Source organism: Sphingomonas insulae (assembly GCF_010450875.1).
GTDB lineage: Bacteria > Pseudomonadota > Alphaproteobacteria > Sphingomonadales > Sphingomonadaceae > Sphingomonas > Sphingomonas insulae.
Window position 1 is genome coordinate 1,432,060 of sequence record NZ_CP048422.1, and the last position, 16,440, is coordinate 1,448,499.

The window sequence follows — 16,440 nt, forward strand, 5'->3', positions numbered from 1 at the left end:
TCGATCTCCTTCGTGTGATGTCGCGCCTGCATAGCAGACCGCGCCTGTCGCGTCGCGCGGCGATCCGTGGCACAGGCGACGCGCCGTGACCGACCTGCCGATCCTCGCCGTCCTGCCCGATCTGCTCGCCGCCCTCGTGCAGGGCAGCAACGCCGTGCTGGTCGCGCCGCCGGGGGCGGGCAAGACCACCGCGGTCGCGCCGGCGCTGCTCGACCAACCGTGGTGCAGCGGCGAAGTGCTCGTCCTGTCGCCCCGCCGGCTTGCCGCGCGCGCGGCGGCGGAACGGATGGCGGCACTGGCGGGGCAGGCGATCGGCGGCACCTATGGCTATGCGACGCGCATGGACAGCCGCCGGTCGGCGGCGACGCGGGTGACGGTGGTGACCGAGGGGATCTTCGTCGCGCGGATCCAGGCCGATCCCGAACTCGGCGGTGTGTCGGCGGTGCTGTTCGATGAGGTCCACGAACGCAGCCTCGACGGCGATTTCGGCCTCGCGATGGCGCTCGACGCGCAAGGATCGCTCCGCCCCGATCTGCGGCTGGTGGCGATGTCGGCCACGCTCGACGGCGCGCGGTTCGCGGCGCTCATGGGCGATGCGCCGGTGATCGAGAGCGAGGGACGCAGCTATCCACTCGACCTGCGCCATATCGGCCGTTCGGCGGACGCGCGGATCGAGGATGCGATGGCGAGCGCGATCCGGCGCGCGCTGGGGGAGGCGGAGGGCGGCCTTCTCGCCTTCCTGCCCGGTGTCGCCGAGATCGAGCGGACGGCGGAGCGGCTGGCGAACCTGCCCGAGGATATCGTCGTCCACGAACTGCACGGCAGCCTCGACCCGGCGGCACAGCGTGCCGCGATCCGGCCGGAACCCGACGGGCGGCGCAAGCTGGTGCTCGCCACCTCGATCGCCGAAACCAGCCTGACGTTGGATGGCATCCGCATCGTCGTCGATTCTGGGCTGGCACGCCGCCCGCGCTACGATCGTGCCGCAGGCATGACGCGGCTGGTCACCGAACGCGCCAGCCAGGCGGCGGTGACGCAGCGCGCCGGACGTGCGGCACGGCTCGGGCCAGGCGTCGCCTATCGCCTGTGGGAAGAGGCGGCGACCGGCGGCCTGCCGCGCTTCGACCCGCCCGAGATATTGGAAGCGGATCTGTCCGGCCTCGTTCTGGCGGCGGCACTGTGGGGCGTCGGCGATCCGCGCGATCTCGCCTGGCTCGATCCGCCGCCGCCGGCAGCGGTGGCGGAGGCGCGCGAGCGGCTGGCTGTGCTGGACGCCGTCGATGCGGACGGTCGACCGACCGGCCACGGCCGCCGTATCGCGGCGATGCCGATGCCGCCGCGGCTCGCCCACATGCTGCTGCGCGCCGGCGACCTCGGGCAGGGGCGGATCGCGGCGGAGGTGGCGGTGCTGCTGTCCGAACGCGGCCTCGGCGGCGGCGATGCCGATATCGAGACGCGGCTGCGGCGCTGGCGTGCCGAGCGCGGCACCAAGGCGGTTGCGGCCCGCAAGCTCGCCGAACGCTGGGCGCGGCTGGCCGGCGCGGGGCAGGGGGCCGACGCCGATGCCGAGGGGGTCGAGGTGCCGATCGCGCTCGCCTTTCCCGACCGCATCGCCCGCCGGCGCGACGCCGGCGGCGAACATTGGGCGTCGGTCGGCGGACGGGGCTTCCGCCTCGATCCCGCCACCGCGCTGGCGCGTGCCGAGTGGCTTGCCGTCGCCAATACGCAGGGTGCGGCATCGGGCGCGCGCATCCTCGCCGCGGCGCCGATCGATCTCACCACGATCGAGCGGCTGTTCGGCAACCGGATCGAGATACGGCGCACCGCCGACTTCGACCCCGCCACCGGCGGCGTCACGACCTTGCGCGAACGCCGGCTCGGCGCGTTGCGACTGGCGTCGGGGCCGGATGCGCATGCCGATCCCGCAGCGGTAGCGGCGGCATTGCTGGAGGGGGTGCGCACCCACGGTCTCGCCCTGCTGCCGTGGAGCACGGGCGCGCAGGCGCTGCGCGCGCGCGCAACCTATGCCGGCGTGCCGCTCGCGGCGATGCTGGCGGACGGGCTCGACGATTGGCTGCCGCCGTTGCTGGAGGGGCGGCGGCGCCTGGATGCGATCCCGCCGGGCATGCTGACCGAGGCAATCCGCGGCGTGATCGGCTGGGACATGATGCGCCAGGTCGACCGGCTCGCGCCCGCCGATTTCACCAGTCCGGCGGGCAGCACCCACGCCATCGATTACGCCGCGGAGGGCGGGCCGAGGGTCGAATTGCGCGTCCAGGCCTTGTTCGGACTGGCGGAGCATCCCTGCATCGGCTCCGATCGCATGCCACTGGTGCTCAGCCTGACCTCGCCCGCCGGTCGACCGATCCAGACGACCCGCGACCTGCCGGGGTTCTGGGCAGGCAGCTGGACCGCCGTCGCCAAGGAGATGCGCGGGCGCTACCCCCGCCATCCCTGGCCCGACGATCCCGCCGCCGCATCCGCGACGTTGCGCACCAAAAAGGCTGATGCGCGCGCGTCCGGGACACGCTAGAGGGATCGACTATGCCTACCGCCCGTATCTTCCAACGCCCCAAGAACGCGATGCAGTCCGGCAAAGCCCGGACCCAGACCTGGGCGCTCGAATTCGAACCCGCCGAACCCAAGCAGCCCGACCCGCTCACCGGCTGGGCCGGCAGCGGCGATACGCGCGAACAGGTGAAGCTGAGCTTCCCGACGCAGGCGGCGGCGATCGCGTATTGCGAGGCGCAGGGTCTGGATTATGAGCTGACCGCCGCGCCGGAGCGCAAGCTGAAGCTTCAGGCATATGCGGACAATTTCCGCTGATCGGGTAACAGCGTAACGGCGTTTCGTGCGGCAGCGCCGGGTTCGAACCTGTCGGGCAAGCACCTTCGTCCCGGGCATCCATGCGTGGAGCATCGGCCGACCGTCGAACCCCGCGCGCGGCGGCAGCGCGACCGTCGCGTCATCGCGCGCAATGCCCGCCCCGCTGCCACCCCGCGTCCGCCGTGCCATCCCCCCGCTTACGGGGAAAAGGGACGGGGCCGACACGTGCCGACCGGTGCGTGTCGTTACCGCCCGGCAAGCTCCGCCAATATCCCGCCACCCAGCAGCAAAAGCATCTTGGCATCGATCGCCACGCCGGCCCGCCGCTTCTCCGCGACGAAGCCTTCCACCGCCCGCAATGGTACGCGGTGCACGGTGATGTTCTCCTGCGCGTCGCCGCCGCCGTCGCCGGTGCGGGTCAGGCCGGTCGCCACGACCAGCGTGAAGCATTCCGACGTCATGCCCGGCGACGAATAGAATATGCCACGCTCCTCGACGATCGTCGCGTGATAGCCGGTTTCCTCCTCCAGCTCGCGCCGCGCCGCCTCGGCGACGCTTTCATCCGCGCTTTCGTCGCCGACCAGTCCCGCGGGCAGTTCCAGGCACGTCCGCCCCAGCGGCACGCGATGCTGCTCGACCAGGATCAGCTGTCCCTGGGCATCGATCGCCACGATCACCGCGGCCGCGATCGACCCGACCCGCTCGGCATATTCCCACGGTCCTGCGGTCCGTACGGAGAGATATTTGCCCTGCCAGGGCGTTTCGATGGTCATAATTCGATCAACCGGTCCGGCAATTCGTTGGTATCGTCGATCCGGGGCGGAAAATGCTCGGCCAGGACGATGCCGATCTGGCGTACCGCCTCGGCCATGCCGTCCCCCGGCCGGCCGTCGCGGGTCGCCGCGATCAGCCCCGCCATCGCCGCGCCCCACACGTCGGGCGCGACGCGCGAATGGATCGCCGCATCGGCAATGATCTCCGCCCGGTGCTCGTCCAGCGACAGATAGAGCAGCACGCCGGTCGCATCACGCGTCCGTGCCTCCGCACTCGCGCGGAACAGCGCCAGCGCGCGCGCATGGACGCGGCGCGCCTCGGTGCTGCCCGGCGTCAGCGCCAGCCGCAGCGGCATATAGGCCAGGATTGCCCGCACGATCAGAAAGGCGACGACCAGCAGCACCAGCGCCACGGTGAACAGCCCGCCCGGGGCGGGCGCCCCGTCCCATGGATCGGCGACCAGGCCATGCAGCCACACCGCCGCATCCGGCCGCAATGCCAGCAGCGCGAGGACAAACAGCATCGCCAGCACCGCCCAATGCAGCGCGACATCGTGATATTTGTCCGATCGCCGCGCGACGATCGTGACGATCTCGCCCGCGGTATGCAGCTCGGCCGCCGCCACCGCACTCGCCACGCGGGTGCGATCCTCGTCGGTCAACCGCATGTCACCAGCTCCCGGAGGCGCCACCGCCTCCAAAATCGCCGCCACCACCGCCGGTGAAGCCACCGCCGCCCCAGCTGCCGTCGCTGCCGCCGCCACCGCCGGACCCGCCGCCCCAGCCACCACCGCCCGATGACCGGCCGATCTCGTTGGCGATGCTCCACAGCACGATCGGCAAAGCGCCACTGTCGTGGCTGCGATAGCGCGTGCCCCACGGGCCCGCCTGTTTCTTCTTGCGGAACAGCGGCACCAGCACGAACAGCAGGACCACCGCCCAGAAGATCAGGCCGAACGGCACGCCGCCACCGCTGCGACCGGGGGTCGATCGGCGGTGCGCCTGATCGAACTGCTTCGTCGCCGCATCCAGCCGCGCCTGCGCCTCTTCGGGGGAGGCGCGCAGCTGCTGGGCGAGTGCGTCGGTGCCGGCGGTCATCGCACCGGGAATGTCGCCGGCCTTCAGGCGCGGCATCATGTCCTGATTGATGACGACGCTGGACAAGGCATCGGTCAGGATCGGCTCCAGCCCACGCCCCACCTCGATACGTGGTCCGCGTCGACCGGCCGGCTCGTTCGGCGCGATGAACAGGATGGCGCCGTTATTGACGTCCTTCATCCCCACGCCCCAGGCGCGACCCAGCTTGTAGCCGTATTCCTCGATCGGATAGCCCTGCAAATCGGGGATCGTCGCGACCACCAGCTGGCGCTTGCTGTCCTTCTGCAACGCCTCCAGTTTCGCGGTCAGCGCGGCTTCCGCTTCGGGCGGCAGGACGTTGGCGGCATCGACCACCAGCCCGGTGAACTTCGGAAACGTCTGCGCCGATGCCGGCGCGACCATCGTCCACGCCAGCATCGTCAGGAGCGCCGCCCGCCATCCGGCGAGCGCCCGTGCGGCGAGCGTCATCGCCGTCAGCTCGCATTCCCGAAGTTGACGCTCGGCGCCTGCTCGGCGCCCGGCGTCGTCGCCGCGAACGGCGTCAGCGGCTTGGCGCCGTAGAAGATGCGTGCGCCGACCGCGTCGGGGAAGGTGCGGATGCGCGTGTTATACGCCTGCACCGCCGTGTTGTAATCGGTGCGGGCGATGGTGATGCGATTCTCGGTGCCTTCCAGCTGGCTCATCAGCGTGGTGTAATTGCCCTGGCTCTTCAGCTCCGGATAGGCTTCCTGCAACCGCTGGAGCGACAGCGTCACCGCACCCTGCGCACGTTCGAACGCCTGCATCTTGGCCGGATCGGTCAGTTCATCGCCGCTCAGCTTCACCTGATTGGCGCCGGCGCGGGCCTGCGTCACCTGCACCAGGATATCCTTTTCCTGCGCGCCCGCAGCCTTCACCGTCGACACGAGATTGGGGATCAGGTCGGCGCGACGCTGATACTGGTTCTGCACGTCGGCCCAGCGCGCCTTGGCATTCTCCTCGGCGGTGGGGACGGAATTGATGCCGCAGCCGGCCAGCGACATGCTCGCGGTGGCGGCAAGGGCAAAGGCGGCAATCGGGCGACGCGACGACATGAACATCCTCCTGGGCGATCTGTCCTATCCATATAGGACAGTGAACGGGCTTGGCGAAGGGATAATCGCCGCCTAATCTCGCCACCCTAGGGAGATAACGAGGGAAGCGGCGATCATGTTCAAGGAATTCAAGACCTTCATCGCACGCGGTAATGTGCTGGATCTGGCCGTGGCGGTCATCATCGGTGCCGCGTTCGGCAAGATCGTCACGTCGTTGACCGAAGACGTCATCATGCCGGTCATCGGCAAGATTTTCGGCGGCCTCGATTTTTCGGGCTATTTCCTGCGCATGGGGCCGGTGCCGGCGACCTACACCGGATCGCTGTCGGACTATGCCGCGCTCAAGAAGGCGGGGGTGCCGCTGCTCGGCTACGGCGAATTCATCACCCAGGCGGCGAACTTCATCATCGTCGCCTTCATCATCTTCATGATCGTGCGCGCGGTAAACCGGCTGATGCCGAAGGCCGAAGCGCCAGTTGCGGCGGCTCCGGTCGAGCCGGCGGACGTCACTCTGCTCCGCGAAATCCGCGACGAACTGAAAGCGCGCCCGCGGGTCTGACCATCGGCGGCGGCGACAAGCGACCCCGGGAAAACCGACCGTCGTCGCCGTTTGCGCGGGGACGACGATGACGCGGTGTCGTGCGGCGAATCAGGTTCGGCGCTATGCCGCGACCAGCTGCTCCGCGGTCGCATCCGCCAGGCTGGTCCCGTCCAGGATGCGCGCCGTTTCGTCGCGCACGCGCATCATCGCGTGGCGAATGGCGCAGTCCGCCTCGCTCTTGCAGTCCGCGCAGGCGCGATAGGCGGTGCGGCTGACGCACGGCACCAGCGCCAGCGGCCCCTCGATGATCCGGATGATCTCGCCCAGCGAGATCAGGTGCGCGGGCCGGGCGAGCACATAGCCACCCATCTTGCCCCGCGTGCTGGTCAGCAATGCGGCGTCGCGCAGGTCCGCCAGGATCAGCTCCAGGAACTTGCGCGGCACGTTGGCGGCGATCGCGATGCGGCCCATCGGTATCGGTGGTGTGGCGGCGGGTGCTTCGGCAAGGAACAGCATCGCGCGCAGCGCGTAGCGGGAACGCTGGGTCAACATGATGGCGCCGATATGGGCGTATAATGTGGCGAGCGAAAGGCGTGGATTGCAGAGGCTTGCCGCGTCGCCTATATGGGGCGTGCCGGCTTCCAGCCGGCTATGGCGATAAACGGTGGCGTTGCATAGACGCAGCGGACCCGGGGGCAGTACCCGGCGGCTCCACCATCGCAGTTGAGGCGCCCGGTGCCACGCTTCACGCGTGGGGACGGAACTTCAGCAGCGCTGACGGGGCCGAACTAGGATCGACGTGTGTTGAAATGCGCTGTCTTTCGCTCGGAATGGGACCACCGCAACGGCCCATTACACAAGTGCCAACGATAACGAAGCACTCGCGATTGCGGCGTAACTGAGGGCCTAACGGCCTGACGTTATACCAAGATTACGCGGTTGGACCCACCGGGCAACAGAAGGGATTCCAGCGGTACGGGGAGCACCGGGCAACAGAAGCTCCCCACCTCTTCGATCGATCCACGATGCTGTTGGATGCGGACGTCGCCAACCGACTAACCTGTCGCGGCAATATGCCGGGGACTGTCCTACGGCCCGGGGCATCGCTATCGATCCGCCCGCCGCGCGTCCTGCCCGCCCCGGTTCGCGATGGGTGCAGGAATCGAAACGATCGGGGCGGTTCGTTTCGATACGAGTGCCCCACTTGTTCATGTTGTTCAACTTGGCCGTGGACGGCAGGGCGCTATCGCTGCGCCCCCGCCACCGGGTTGTTGCCCCACAGCCGGTCGTACGACCAGCCCGACAGGTCCTCGACCACCGCGGCGCGCTCGGGATCTGAGGGCGCCCGGGCGCCGCCCCGGAACCGCTCGATCTCGTCGAGCAGGATCGCATGGGTCCGCGGATCGAGCCGGAAGCGGGTCGATACCAGCACCCCGAATATCAACATCGCGATCGTCCCCAGGCCAAGGACCCCGACGATCGCCGCGATCGCCTGCGGGCTCTGCGTCGTCGCCTTTGAAACGAACCCCGACGCCTGCATCACCTGCCCGACGAGGATGACCGCCAACGCCTGGCTCATCTTGCGCACGAAGGTCATGACGCCGGCGAACGCCCCTTCCCGGCGGCGGCCGGTGACGATCTCGTCGACGTCGGCCATGTAGTTGTAGGTCGCCCAGGGGATATAGTTCAGCGCGCCGCGGCCGAGGCCGGCGAACACGACGGGCAGCCAGAACAGCGCCGACGTGGCGGTATAGCCCGCGCCGTACATGGCGAGGAAGATCACTACGCCGATGCCGAAGCTCAACGCCGCAAAGCGATAGGCCGCGGCAGGCGACAGGCGCAGCGCGAAGTTGATCGCCAGCACCACCGCGATCAGCTGGACGATATACGTCACGCCGACCAGCTGCCCGACGATCGCGGTCGATCCGGCGAGCGCGAAGATCACGAAATAGGTGAACGCCGCATTGTAGATATCCTGGCTGATATAGCCGCCCAGGTACATGCCCAGGTGCAGGCGGAACGCCCGGATGCGCAGCGTCGAGAACAGATTGCGGTACAGCGCCGCGAACGCCGCGCCCAGCGTCGGCCGGTCGCGCGCCTCGGCTTCGGCAAGCTCCGGCGGCCGCTGCCGTTCCCAGCTGAACGTGTAGAGCAGCCCCGCCGCGCCCATGAACAGGATCGAGAAGATGATGCCCATGTACAGATAGGTATCGGGGCTGTCCGGACCGAGATAGGCGATCAGCCAGGCCGGCAGGAACGCCGCGGCGATCGCCGAACACTGGCCGCACAGGATGCGCGCACCGGCGAACTTGGCCTTGGTCTTGTAATCGGTCGCCATCTCGCTGGCGAGCGTCTCGTACGGGATGATCTCCAGCGCATAGACCATCTCGAACAGCACGTAGGTGACGAGGTAATACCAGAAGCTTTGCCCGGCGACCCACATGATTGCGAACGAGGGCAGCAGCGGGATCGCCGCGAGGATGAAGAAGCGCCGCCGCCCGAACCGCCGGCCCAGCCACGTCCTACCGATATTGTCGGAGACATGCCCGATCAGCGGACTGGTGAACGCATCGAGCACCCGCGCGACGCCGAAGATGATCGTCGCCTGCGCCGCGGATAGCCCGCAGAAGCTGGTGTAGAAGATCAGGATCCACGTCGAGATGACCGCCATCGACCCCGCGCCGAGCACATCGTTCGAGCCGTAGGCGAGCAGGCTGTACCAGCGGACCGGCCGCGATGGCGCGGTGGGCAGGACGGGTGCTGCGGCGATGGGGTCGGTGGCCATGGATGCTTACTCGGTTAGCGGTCCGTCCTCACCCGTCCGGCCCTCCCTCTCCCATCGGGAGAGGGAAAAGACGCCGAAGGCGGCGAGGGCGAGGACGGCACGATCAGATGTAGGTGCGCAGGAATTCGCCGAGCGCGACCATGGCGAGGCTCTGGCCGTAGGGCATCGAGGTGAGGGCGATGTCCTTGTAGAATTGCTGCGTATCGCCCATCGCGGTGCCGAAGCTGACCTGCTTCAACTCGCCCGCCTCGTCGATATTGGCGAGCACGCCGCGCACCGCCTTGATGCCGACCGCCTCGTAATGGCGCGGCAGATAGCCCTTACGCACGCCCTTCAGGATACCGTACGCGAAGCCGGCGGTCGCCGAGGCTTCGAGGTAGCTCGACGGGTCCATGATGAGCGTGTGCCACAGGCCGGTCTCGTCATCCTGCGTCTGGGCGAGCGTCTTCACCTGCGCCTCGAGCGTGTCGATCAGGAACATGCGCAAGGCGTCGCCCTGCGGCAGGTCGAGGATCTCGATGATCTCCGGAATTGCGATCGTCACCCAGCAATTGCCGCGCGCCCACAGCGCCTCGGCGAAATTATGCCGCCCGTTGAAGTCCCAGCCGTGGAACCACAGGCCGGTCTTCTTGTCGAACAGGTATTTGATGTGAACGAGGAACTGGCGCTTCGCCTCCTCGATATACTGGGGCCGGCCCAGCAGCAGGCCGATCTTAGCGAGCGGCAGCACGCTCATCATCAGCGTGTCGTCCCACATCTCACCCTGGTTCTCGTCGTTGTAGACGATGTGCTGGAACCCGCCCTCCTCGGTCTTGGGCAGGCCGTCCGGTGCCATCAGCCATTCGGCCCAGGTATCCAGATAGGGGATGTAGCGCGGGTCCGGCTCGTGCTCGTACAAATAGGCGAGCGTGATGAACGGTGCGACCGTGTTGATGTTCTTGGTCGGCGTGCCCTCGGCGAAGCGATCCTCGAACCATTGCTTGATGATCGTCAGCGCCGCCTTGTCGCCGGTCTGCTCGTAATAGCGCCACATGCCGAACAGGCCGACGCCGTGGGTCCATTCCCAGCCGGCCCAGCCCTTGGTGTCGATGATCCGACCGTCTTCCAAGTGGAGCAGGAACTCGCCGGTCTCGTCCTTGATGTTGACGAGGTTGTCCATCAGCTTGGCGATGGCGGCGGTGACCTCCTGGCGGGGGATGTCGTGGGTGAGGGCGGCCAATTAGTGTCTCCTGGGCTTGAACGGGGTGGCCGCATAGTCGCGCGCCATCTGTCGGTAGAGGTCGAGAAAGGCGGGGTCGGCATCGTAGCGACCGCCATGGCCGCGCGACGGCGTCGTGCCATTGGGCGGTGCCGCCGCTGTGGACGCGACCGGCGCGGCACCGGGCGCCTCGGCGGCATTGATACCCTGCGACAGCAGGTCGGGCTTGGTGCCCTCGCCGGCGTTGACGCCGTCCCGCGTAAAGATCGCTTCCTGGTGGCGGATCGGTTCCCAGATGAAGCTGCCCCAGCCGTTCGGCTGTGCGTGGACGAGGTCGTTGACGTAGCGTTTGCGCGACGAATATTCGAGCGCCATGAAGCCATGGTCCGGGTACGCCTTGGCGAAGCCTTCGAAGGTCCGCTGCCAGTCGCCCTGCGCCGCCTGCTGGTAGCAGGAAAAGCCGGTGGCATCGAAGCGCACGCCGCGCGCCAGCAGCTGGTCCATCCAATAGCGCACGATCGGCCAGTGCCGGCCGAGATGGTTGTGGACCGCGACCTTCGCATCCGGCGTCGTCTCGCGCGCGCCGGCGATCCCTGCCTTCAGCAGGGCCGCGAAGCGATCGTAGCCGCCAGTGGCGGTGTTGGTGCCGGCGACATCCATGTGCACCGCATCGGTCTGCGGATTGCCGGTCGGAATGGTCAGCGGCACACGCCCGTCGGGCCAGAGCATGCCGAACGTCGTCTCGTTGCCGATCACGACGAGATCGGGATAGGCGCCGCCCGCCTTCAACGCCGACAGCGCCTCGACGGTGTGACGATGGACGGCATCGACCAGCCTGGCGAATGGCAGGTTGGCCCAGGCGGCGGGCTTGTCCTGATGCTGCGGGTCCGCCCAGGTGTCGGAATAATGCAGCGTCAGCGAAAAATGGAATCCAGCCTGCTTGATCCGCCGACCGAAGGCGACGGTGCGGGCGATGTCGGCCCATGGGCCGCCCGGCTTGCCCTTGGAATAGCCGTTGGCGGGATCGACGAACAGCCGCAGCTTGATCGCATTGAAACCCGCATCGCGCAGGATCGCCAGGGCATCGCGGCGCCTGCCGCCCTCGAAATAGGTCGCGCCCTCGGTCTCGTCCTCGGTAAGCCATGTGACGTCGGCACCGAGCAGATACGGCCACGGGCGTGCCGCCGCAGCGCGTGTCGGCGCGAGGCTCGCCACACCGGCAGCGGCGAGACCCAGCCCGAGGGTGCGGCGGGTCAGTTCGCTCATTTCGATGCCTCGATCCGCTGCGGCGCATCGACCATCCGCACCGGCAAGCCGCCCTTGACCGTGCGCATCGTGACGAGCTTCACCGGCTCCAGCATGTCACCGGGCGCGCCGTCGGACGTCACCGCGAGTGCAATGGTGTTCGTGCCGTGGTGGTTGAGGATGCCTTCGGGGATCGGGAACACGCGTTGCGGTCCGACATGCGCGATGAACTGGCCTATGTTCCAGCCATTGACGAACACGAGCGCGCGATAACGGGCAACCGAACGCGGCGTATCGGTATCGCCGAACGCCACCGCCACCGTCGTATCCTGCCCCTTTGGCAGCGCGAGGTCGAAGCGGCTACGATACCAGGTGGTGCCGGGCTGTACGCTGGTCGGCGCGGCCTGCCACTTGGCATCGTCGAAGCCGGGCAGGTGCCAGCCCGTGCGCTCCCCGTATTGGCCGCCGTTGTTGGCGACGCCGCGCGCCGGATCGGGCAGATCCTCGCCGCCCTGCTTGCCCTGGATCTTCCACGCGACCGGTACCGCGAAGCTGCGCCCGCCCGGTGCCTCGATCGAGGCGGAGATAAGCCCGCGCGCTTCCTTGTGCGCATCGTCGCTGTCGAGATCCCAATTGTGGCCGTTGTTGCGCACCATGATGCTGACGACGTGTTCGCCCGTGCCTTGTGCACTGGCGGGCAGGTCGAACCGGGCGGTGCCGGTCGTGATCGGACGGGGCAGCCCGCCCGGCAATTCGTCCTGACCGACGAACCGGCCGTCGACCCACACCTGTACCATTCCCGAGCCACCAGCGCCGTAATAGAGCGCGATCTGCTTCGCATCCGGCGTGCCGGTGAAACGGCCGCGATACCAGACGTCGCCGTCATGGAAGCCATAGGCATCCATCGACAGATTCGGTTGGCCGTCGGGACGCGCGGTGATGCTGGCATAGGGTTTGCCCTCCGCCGACTGCCACATGCTGTCGTCGAAGCCGGGCTGCGCCTCGGGCGAGCCGTAGGCGGCGCGCCACGTCAGCGTCGGAAGCGAGATGGGGGCGGGGCCAGCGAGGTTGCGTTCGGCGGTGCGGCTGCCGATCGCGGTGGGCCTGGTGGCGACGGCGCTATCGTTCCAGCGGATGCTCTTCACCGCCTTGGCGGCCCAGATTTCCAGCGGCGTGTCTTCGCGCGTGTCGCCGATAATCGCCAGCGTGCCACCCTTCAGCGTAACGCTGCGCACCAACGCCGGGCCGCGGACCAGTGCGGGACCCTGCCGCCAGTAGCGGACCGCCTCCGCCTCGTCGGCAAGGATCAGCGTCAGCGGCGGGCGTCCGCCGCCCTCGACCCTTACGACAGCGCGCCCCTGATGCGGGTAATCGAGACGCAGGTCCCCCTTCGCCGCATCGAACCGGCTCGTCGCCTGTCCTTCCAGCACCCGCACCTGCGGCGCGGACTCATAGCGCAACATCGTCTCGCCGGATTCACCGGCGCGGCCGTAAAGCAGCATCAGATCCGATCCGTCGACGCTCATCGCCGCCTGCAGCTCGGACGTCGAATAGACCAGCCGCTGCTTGCCGATGGTGACGCCGGCGACCAGCCATTTCGCGTCGAAGCCGTTGAGGCGCATCGGTTCGGCGGCGGGCAAGGTGTAGCGGCCATCGGGCAGATCGGCGGTGATGGTAAAGCGGTCGTCGGTGCTGCCGTTCGACGGCTTGTGCGTCACCATCAGGAAGCGGGCATCGGTTTCCGGATTCTTGTTGTGATAGACCTGTACATTCGGTGACGACACGATCGGCTCACCCGCCGGGACCATGCCGGCAAGGTCCGGCACGGCGGCAATCAGGCCGCCCAGTTGCTTCATCTCCTCCGCCTTCGTGCGCAACTCGCGCGGTTCGGAGATCGCGGAACCGTAATCGTAGCTGGTGAACACCACCGGCGCGGGCAGCCAGCCCCAACTGGTGCCGCCATAGCCCATGTAGACGCTCTGGATGTCGATGCCGTTGGCCAGGTTGGTGCCGTAGAACACCCGCTGGAACCGCTTGCCGCGCTGGATCGCGTTGCAGTCATAGCCGCCGTTCGATCCCCAATAATCGAACCAGCCGCCGCCGAATTCGGCAAGGAACGCCGGCGTATCGGGTGAGGCGGAGGCGCCGCCCTTGGCACCACCGGTGCCGTAGTAGCCCCAGTCGGGTGCCGCCGATCCGCGCGTCGGCTTGCCCTGCGCGGTACAGGTGCCACCGGGATAACCATCGAACGCATACAGGTCGTTGGGCCCGTGGACGACGTTCGCGACCGTGCTGCTTTCCGGCACCCAATAACCGTTGCGACCCTGGTCGTTGTGGAACAGCGGCACGGTGATGCCGTCGCCGCGCGCCTTGGCGTAGAGATGGTCCATGTAGCGGCGCTGCGCCGAGGTGGTAAGCGCCAGTTCGTTCTCGATCTGGTGCAGGATGACCGACCCGCCGTTATTGATCTGATGGCGCGCGATGATCGCGTCGATCCGCGTCAGCCATTCGTCCGCCGCCGCCATATAGGCGGCATCGTCGGTCCGCGCGCGCCCGCGTTGGTTGACCAGCCAGCCGGGAAAGCCGCCGCGCGACAGCTCTGCATTCACATAGGGGCCGGCGCGGGTGATGACATACAGTCCCTCCTCCGCAGCCTCGCGCAGCACGCGATCCATGTCGCGGATGCCGGTAAAATCGTACACGCCCTGTTTCGGGCTGTGATAGCCCCAGTCGAAGTAGATCGCGACGGTGTTGAAACCGCTTGCCTTCAGCTTCTGCAGCACGTCGCGCCACAGGTCAGGGCTGGGCAGGCGGAAGGGGTGGAATTCGGCGGACCAGATCACCCTACGCTTGCCGTCGATCATCAGCGAGCGGGCATCGTAGCTGACCCGGCCGAACGTCTTGACGGGGGCGGCGAGGTTTTCGGTCGGCTTGGCGACCTGCGCGTGCGCCGTGGAAGCGAGCAGCAGCGCCAACATTCCGGCCGTGCTGCGCTTAATCATGGTGGAAGATCATCGGCAACGCGGTTTCCACCGGGCGGTTATCCGCTTCGACCTCCATCAGCGGCGCCATATAGTCCCACCAGCGCCTCATCACCGGATGATCCGGCAGCGCGTCGCGACGGTTGTGGTCCGCCAGCCGCAGCACCGCGAAGAGCGAGAGCGTCTGTTCGTCGAGAAAGATCGAATAATCGTGGATGCCGCTGTCCGTCAGCAAAGACGACAGCTCGGGCCAAATCTCGTCATGGCGGCGGCGATATTCGTCGATCACGCCGGGTTTCAGCTGCATCTTGAATGCATGGATCGACATCAAAACCCCTCCAGACCATTATATGGTATTGGTATGTAGGATTTGGTAAGCGGTTATCGTTCGGACGTCAAACGCTAACCGCGCCAGAGTGGCGTATCGGTGACGGTCACATCGATTGTGTCCTCCATCCGGAAAGGCGGACGCTGGTCGGGCGTTGCGGTGGCGAGTGCCAGACCCTCAACGTGCAGCCCGCGGGCGTGGCGCACCCATAGTCCCCAGGCCGGCGTGACCCCGAACATGCTCGGTTCGGGATAGGCGGAGGCGAGTTCCTGTGGTCGGCGCGCGGCATCGGCCGCCGTGCCGCCGCCCGCGTAGGTCAGGCGGATGTCACGCAGCACGACATCCTCGACCGGACGATCGGGCAGGCCGGCGATCGTTGCGGCGAAACGGTGATCGATGCCGGTCGCGACGATCTGTTCGATGCGGATATTGCTGATCGCGCCAAGCCCTGTGCCGGCAGGACCGCGGCGGCGGTCGCCGATGCGCAGGAACAGCGGTGCGGTGGTGACGTCCCGCATCGTCAGGCGGCGCACGACGACATCGTCCATCACCCCGCCATCGACCATTTCGAGCGCAAGGCCACGGCAATGGTGGAAGGTGCAATCCTCGATCCGGATCCTGCGATAGCCGCCGTTGCTTTCGGTGCCCAGCTTGATCCGTCCGGTGGGACGGTCCCGGTCCGGCGCCAGCAGCTGCGTGGTGCGGCGCGTCCCGTCCAGCATCGTGCCGAGATCATAGCCACTGACCGCGCAATGGCGGACGACGACATTCTCGGCGGCGATCGCGCTGCCGAGGGCGAAGCTGCTCTTGATGATGATCGCGTCGTCATTGGGCGTGTTGACGCGACAGCGTTCGACGACGGTGTCGCGAACGCAATCGAGATCGATGCCATCGCGGTCGGTGTCGATCGACAGATCGTGGATATGCAACCCGCGCGTCCCGGTGGCGAGGATTGCGAAATGCCCGCATTTCAACATGCTGAAGCCGGACAGGCGGATGTTCCGGCCGTTCTTGAGCGCGATGGCCTTGTTGCCGAGTCCGTTCATGCGCGCGGCATCGGGTTCGAGCTTTGCGATTTCCGCGGCGCTCATCTGGCGCATCGATAGCGGGCGCTCGCCGGTCTGCGCCTTCCACCGTGCGCCGGGGCCGTCGCGGGTCAGGCCGATGCCGTGGATCAGTCCGGGTCCGGTGATGGCCACGTCCTCCACGTCCTCGCCACAGATCAGGCTGTTGTGCCAATGACTGTGGCCAAAGTCCTGATAGAGCTGGTCGCCGTTATTTTCGGGCAGGTCATAGCCCGTGCCGGTCGCGGCTTCGATGACCGCGCCCTTCGCCAGCACGATGGTGACGCGACTGCGCAGGCGGATCGAATAGCAGCGGTAGCGACCCGCGGGGACGGTGACGGTGCCGCCCTGCGGACGCGCGGCGGCGGCGGCGATGGCAGCGTTGATCGCGGGGGAGTCGAGCGCCTTGCCGTCGCCCTTCGCGCCATGGTCGCGGATGTCGATCATCGTCGCGGCGTGCGCTGGGAAGGGGAGGAAGATGGTGGTCATCCCGAGCGTGGCGGCACGGCGGGAGACGTGCATGTGTTC

At 67.6% G+C, this 16,440-nt stretch carries 14 protein-coding genes and 1 other RNA gene; 4 read left to right on the forward strand and 11 right to left on the reverse strand.

What is annotated here, in order from left to right:
- Positions 1 to 85: 85 nt before the first annotated feature.
- Both hrpB and GTH33_RS08330 read left to right on the forward strand, forming a co-directional pair.
- Entirely contained in the window at positions 86 to 2,533 is a 2,448-nt protein-coding gene (hrpB, locus tag GTH33_RS08325) for an ATP-dependent helicase HrpB (RefSeq protein ID WP_163958018.1), read from the forward strand.
- 11 nt (positions 2,534 to 2,544) lie between these two features.
- Positions 2,545 to 2,826 (forward strand): ETC complex I subunit, encoded by a 282-nt coding sequence (locus tag GTH33_RS08330; protein ID WP_163958019.1) that lies wholly within the window; start codon positions 2,545 to 2,547, stop codon positions 2,824 to 2,826.
- Positions 2,827 to 3,071: 245 nt separating this feature from the next.
- Here GTH33_RS08330 and GTH33_RS08335 read toward each other — a convergent pair whose 3' ends face one another.
- From GTH33_RS08335 to GTH33_RS08350, 4 genes are read right to left on the reverse strand one after another with little or no spacing between them, the layout of a single operon-like run.
- Positions 3,072 to 3,599 carry an NUDIX hydrolase gene (locus tag GTH33_RS08335; RefSeq protein ID WP_163958020.1) on the reverse strand — a complete coding sequence of 176 codons (528 nt, stop codon included), beginning with the start codon at positions 3,597 to 3,599 and terminating at the stop codon, positions 3,072 to 3,074.
- Positions 3,596 to 4,267, reverse strand: coding sequence for a TPM domain-containing protein (locus tag GTH33_RS08340; protein WP_163958021.1), 672 nt, complete (start codon positions 4,265 to 4,267; stop codon positions 3,596 to 3,598). The genes GTH33_RS08335 and GTH33_RS08340 overlap by 4 nt, the downstream gene beginning before the upstream one ends.
- A 1-nt stretch (position 4,268) precedes the next feature.
- Positions 4,269 to 5,165, reverse strand: a complete 897-nt coding sequence (locus tag GTH33_RS08345) for a TPM domain-containing protein (RefSeq protein ID WP_163958022.1) — start codon at positions 5,163 to 5,165, stop codon at positions 4,269 to 4,271.
- Positions 5,166 to 5,170: 5 nt separating this feature from the next.
- Positions 5,171 to 5,776, reverse strand: coding sequence for a LemA family protein (locus tag GTH33_RS08350; protein WP_163958023.1), 606 nt, complete (start codon positions 5,774 to 5,776; stop codon positions 5,171 to 5,173).
- A gap of 109 nt (positions 5,777 to 5,885) precedes the next feature.
- Here GTH33_RS08350 and mscL point away from each other — a divergent pair, with 109 nt between their 5' ends.
- Positions 5,886 to 6,329: a large conductance mechanosensitive channel protein MscL gene (gene mscL / locus GTH33_RS08355; RefSeq protein ID WP_163958024.1), complete on the forward strand. Its 444-nt coding sequence runs from the start codon at positions 5,886 to 5,888 to the stop codon at positions 6,327 to 6,329.
- A 102-nt stretch (positions 6,330 to 6,431) separates the two neighbouring features.
- On the opposite strand, the gene GTH33_RS08360 is transcribed toward mscL, so the two are convergent.
- On the reverse strand, positions 6,432 to 6,863 hold the full coding sequence (locus GTH33_RS08360) for an RrF2 family transcriptional regulator (protein ID WP_163958025.1): 432 nt from the start codon (positions 6,861 to 6,863) through the stop codon (positions 6,432 to 6,434).
- 42 nt (positions 6,864 to 6,905) lie between these two features.
- Between GTH33_RS08360 and ssrA the strand changes: the two genes are divergently transcribed.
- Positions 6,906 to 7,281: a transfer-messenger RNA gene (gene ssrA / locus GTH33_RS08365) on the forward strand.
- A gap of 273 nt (positions 7,282 to 7,554) precedes the next feature.
- On the opposite strand, the gene GTH33_RS08370 is transcribed toward ssrA, so the two are convergent.
- The 6 genes from GTH33_RS08370 to GTH33_RS08395 form a co-directional block, all read right to left on the reverse strand.
- Complete coding sequence (locus GTH33_RS08370) at positions 7,555 to 9,096, reverse strand: MFS transporter (protein ID WP_243848439.1); 1,542 nt, start codon at positions 9,094 to 9,096, stop codon at positions 7,555 to 7,557.
- 103 nt (positions 9,097 to 9,199) lie between these two features.
- Entirely contained in the window at positions 9,200 to 10,315 is a 1,116-nt protein-coding gene (bglB, locus tag GTH33_RS08375) for a beta-galactosidase BglB (protein ID WP_163958026.1), read from the reverse strand.
- Positions 10,316 to 11,560: a glycosyl hydrolase 53 family protein gene (locus GTH33_RS08380; RefSeq protein ID WP_163958027.1), complete on the reverse strand. Its 1,245-nt coding sequence runs from the start codon at positions 11,558 to 11,560 to the stop codon at positions 10,316 to 10,318. It lies immediately after the preceding gene.
- Positions 11,557 to 14,541 carry a beta-galactosidase gene (locus GTH33_RS08385; protein WP_243848438.1) on the reverse strand — a complete coding sequence of 995 codons (2,985 nt, stop codon included), beginning with the start codon at positions 14,539 to 14,541 and terminating at the stop codon, positions 11,557 to 11,559. The genes GTH33_RS08380 and GTH33_RS08385 overlap by 4 nt, the downstream gene beginning before the upstream one ends.
- Positions 14,534 to 14,848 (reverse strand): L-rhamnose mutarotase, encoded by a 315-nt coding sequence (rhaM, locus tag GTH33_RS08390; protein WP_163958028.1) that lies wholly within the window; start codon positions 14,846 to 14,848, stop codon positions 14,534 to 14,536. Before rhaM ends, GTH33_RS08385 begins: the two co-directional genes overlap by 8 nt.
- A gap of 74 nt (positions 14,849 to 14,922) precedes the next feature.
- Positions 14,923 to 16,434, reverse strand: a complete 1,512-nt coding sequence (locus GTH33_RS08395; RefSeq protein WP_163958029.1) for a rhamnogalacturonidase — start codon at positions 16,432 to 16,434, stop codon at positions 14,923 to 14,925.
- Positions 16,435 to 16,440 lie beyond the last annotated feature (6 nt).

Bases quoted from the DNA above. Each gene is read 5' to 3' on its own strand.
- GTH33_RS08330 (WP_163958019.1), top strand. From the start codon at position 2,545: ATGCCTACCGCCCGTATCTTCCAACGCCCCAAGAACGCGATGCAGTCC.
- GTH33_RS08335 (WP_163958020.1), bottom strand. From the start codon at position 3,599: ATGACCATCGAAACGCCCTGGCAGGGCAAATATCTCTCCGTACGGACC.
- GTH33_RS08340 (WP_163958021.1), bottom strand. From the start codon at position 4,267: ATGCGGTTGACCGACGAGGATCGCACCCGCGTGGCGAGTGCGGTGGCG.
- GTH33_RS08345 (WP_163958022.1), bottom strand. From the start codon at position 5,165: ATGACGCTCGCCGCACGGGCGCTCGCCGGATGGCGGGCGGCGCTCCTG.
- GTH33_RS08350 (WP_163958023.1), bottom strand. From the start codon at position 5,776: ATGTTCATGTCGTCGCGTCGCCCGATTGCCGCCTTTGCCCTTGCCGCC.
- mscL (WP_163958024.1), top strand. From the start codon at position 5,886: ATGTTCAAGGAATTCAAGACCTTCATCGCACGCGGTAATGTGCTGGAT.
- GTH33_RS08360 (WP_163958025.1), bottom strand. From the start codon at position 6,863: ATGTTGACCCAGCGTTCCCGCTACGCGCTGCGCGCGATGCTGTTCCTT.
- GTH33_RS08370 (WP_243848439.1), bottom strand. From the start codon at position 9,096: ATGGCCACCGACCCCATCGCCGCAGCACCCGTCCTGCCCACCGCGCCA.
- GTH33_RS08380 (WP_163958027.1), bottom strand. From the start codon at position 11,560: ATGAGCGAACTGACCCGCCGCACCCTCGGGCTGGGTCTCGCCGCTGCC.
- GTH33_RS08385 (WP_243848438.1), bottom strand. From the start codon at position 14,541: ATGATTAAGCGCAGCACGGCCGGAATGTTGGCGCTGCTGCTCGCTTCC.
- rhaM (WP_163958028.1), bottom strand. From the start codon at position 14,848: ATGTCGATCCATGCATTCAAGATGCAGCTGAAACCCGGCGTGATCGAC.
- GTH33_RS08395 (WP_163958029.1), bottom strand. From the start codon at position 16,434: ATGCACGTCTCCCGCCGTGCCGCCACGCTCGGGATGACCACCATCTTC.